The organism is Okeania sp. SIO2B9 (assembly GCF_010672505.1).
GTDB classification, from domain to species: Bacteria; Cyanobacteriota; Cyanobacteriia; order Cyanobacteriales; family Microcoleaceae; genus Okeania; species Okeania hirsuta.
This window is the reverse complement of record NZ_JAAHGK010001026.1, coordinates 1-2,818: the sequence shown is the minus strand read 5'-3', so window position 1 is coordinate 2,818 and position 2,818 is coordinate 1. Positions and strand designations below refer to the sequence as shown.

2 protein-coding genes are annotated in these 2,818 nt (G+C 33.3%); both read right to left on the bottom strand.

Annotated elements, in window-relative coordinates; all coding sequences use genetic code 11:
- Positions 1-340: 340 nt before the first annotated feature.
- Entirely contained in the window at positions 341-1,774 is a 1,434-nt protein-coding gene (locus F6K13_RS26810) for a GUN4 domain-containing protein (RefSeq protein ID WP_124146688.1), read from the bottom strand.
- Positions 1,775-2,517: 743 nt separating this feature from the next.
- The coding region (locus tag F6K13_RS26805; RefSeq protein WP_287288965.1) for a PhzF family phenazine biosynthesis protein at positions 2,518-2,818 on the bottom strand (301 nt) is incomplete at its 5' end.

Here is a 2,818-nt window from a genome sequence, read left to right as displayed (position 1 = left end):
TGGTAACATTCTTTTTTGACCCTTAGTATAATATCAACAGGACTTACGCACAAGATGAAATTATACACCATTTCTACGAGTGAACGGCCGTTCACCCCTATCATAAGTGGTAGTTATGCGTAAGTCGTAATCATATTAAGTCTGATTAATTGACCACATTAAAAATTTTCTGCTCTTTCTCCTGTCAAATTTCTCAAACCACTGCTATTAAATGTTGCCTGTTACCTCAGACCTTACTATCATTTTTAACAGATGTTTGCGTAGTATTTCCAGACCGAAAAGAGACCGACTAATTGCGCACTCGATGCCTGACTTTTGACTTTCAATTGCCCATAACTCTCTATATTTGACAAATATTAAGTCTTTTTACCATAGCAGAAAATAACTTTTCTAACTCCATAAACCATACCCAGTTTCCACTCATAGCAAACATTGCGGGTAAATGACCATAGGGTGCTTTTTCTAAATCAAATATTAAGTTATCGTGATTAGTCCAACCAATTATTGAATGCCAACCCAAGCGATCGCCTAATTTTTCATAAGTTAAAAAAAATGTTTGAGTAGGCAAATTTTCCCAAATCTCTTTTTGTGCAGAAAAACCAAACTTACCATTTGAATATTTTACCCAAAGTTGATTAATAGTCCGTAGATCAGTGCAAGGTAAATGATTAATTGAATTAATATTTAATTTATCTCTATTTTCTCTATTAGTGATTTTTAACATTAACTTTGCTGTTTCTATATCTGCTTCTCGCCATTTTCCAGTAGCCAATAAATCACACAATTTACTATAATCAACTCCCCTTTCTGAATTTAAGTTTACTTCTAGAATAGATGAAGAGTCTACCAAATTACTTACCTGTTTTTTAGGTAGTGAAACATCAACATCATTAGGTTTAATCAATGCCATAATTTCTGTCGCTGACTGAAACCTTTTCTTCGTTGCTCCGACAATCATCCGGTCTAATATATTACCCAAAGGATCGCTAATAGGAGAAATTAAAAAATCTCGCCATACCCAATCATTTTCACTTACATCAAACAATTCAAACGGTTCAACTTGAGTCAATAAATGAATACAAGTCACACCCAAACTATAAATATCACTAGCAAAAATTGACTTCCCAATAGCTTGTTCCGGCGCAGCATATCCAGCAGAACCAATAACTGTTCCCGTCACCGCCAAAGCAGTACGAGTTGCAAACTTTGCTGCCCCAAAATCTACTAATACTAATTCACCTTTTTTCTGGGAAGATATAGGTTGCTTAATAATATTATCCGGTTTAATATCCCGATGAATTACCTTTTGAGAATGAATAAATTCTAATACTGGCAATAAATCATTTAATAACTCCCAAATCTGAGTTTCATTAAACGCCCCTACTGTTTCTAACTCCTGCTGTAAATTTTGCCCCTCAATAAATTCTTGAATTAAATATTGACGATTATCTTGAGTAAAAAATGCCAGTAATTCAGGAATCTGAGGATGTTTTCCTAAAGCTTCTAATCTCACTGCTTCTTTAGCAAATAATTCTGCTGCTTTTTCCATATTTTGTTTATCTTGAACTTCAGGAAAAAACTGCTTAATTACACAAAAAGCTTGAGATGGTTTAAATTCATCTACTGCTTGAAAAGTTCTACCAAAACCACCTTGACCAATAATTTTAATGGCACGATAACGTTCTGCTAAAAGTAATTTTGACCCACATTGCTGACAAAATTTTGTATCAGAAGGATTTTGATTTAGACATTCAGGATTTAAACATTGACTCATAATTTAAACCAGTTATATTATGTGCCCCCTCCGTGGGAGCTACGCTATCAGATAATTAGTTCTAATAAAATTTTTGTCTGTAGTTTTGCTCTAGCCCTTTAAATACTTATCTTATTGCTTAAGCCTAACTACGAAGCCGTATTATAACTGTTATACCTAACATGATATTACATAAAAGAATATTACAATATTTTGGTTGTAGGGAAGACAAAACTCTCACCAATGATTCTAAACTAATATATATAATTTCTCAAATAGATGAGGTACACAACTTTTTAATTTTTGGTAAGAGAGAAGAATAAACAAAGAAAAAATACCATATTTTATTAATATGAAAACCCCTATAGTAGTCTTATATCATGTCCCCTTGAATATTTATAAATAAGGGAGTAGGGACGTTCATGCAACCTTTGTACGCAGTAGAGATAATAGAGATATTTACCCTGTGTAAAAGCATAGGTTTTTTCATCACTAATTATCCGGACTTAATATTAAATGATTTATCTTTTTCTTTTGGGTTTAAGAGCTGGTTGATCAACTTAGTTAAAAGTCTTACATCACCTAGCTTTCAGGAATTTTGGAACTAAAGGATGATAACTCGCCAAACCTAAGTATAGCCAGAAACTCAGCCTCTTAATATTTACTTGATAAATCCGCTGTAATTCCCCGCCGTCTACAGGGTGTTTACAAGCTTGTTAGGATTTAAGTCCCCATCCACTTTTTCCTTCTTTCTTCTTCCTTATTTAAGCAACCAATTTTCCTTGAGCAACCATGATAACTTTACCACCAACTAATACTTCTATTCCTTCTACTTTTTTCTCTGCTTGTAACAATAATAAAGAAGGTCGATTAATTTCATATCCCTGTTCGACCCTAATATTAACTTTTGCCTCACCAAAATAATTATACTCAGCTAAATATCCTGCTAAACAACCATTAGCACTGCCCGTTGCCGGGTCTTCAGTAATTCCTAAATATGGTGCAAACATTCTCACACTTAAATTATTAATACTATTGTATGTCTCAGGACAAAATATTAAAATT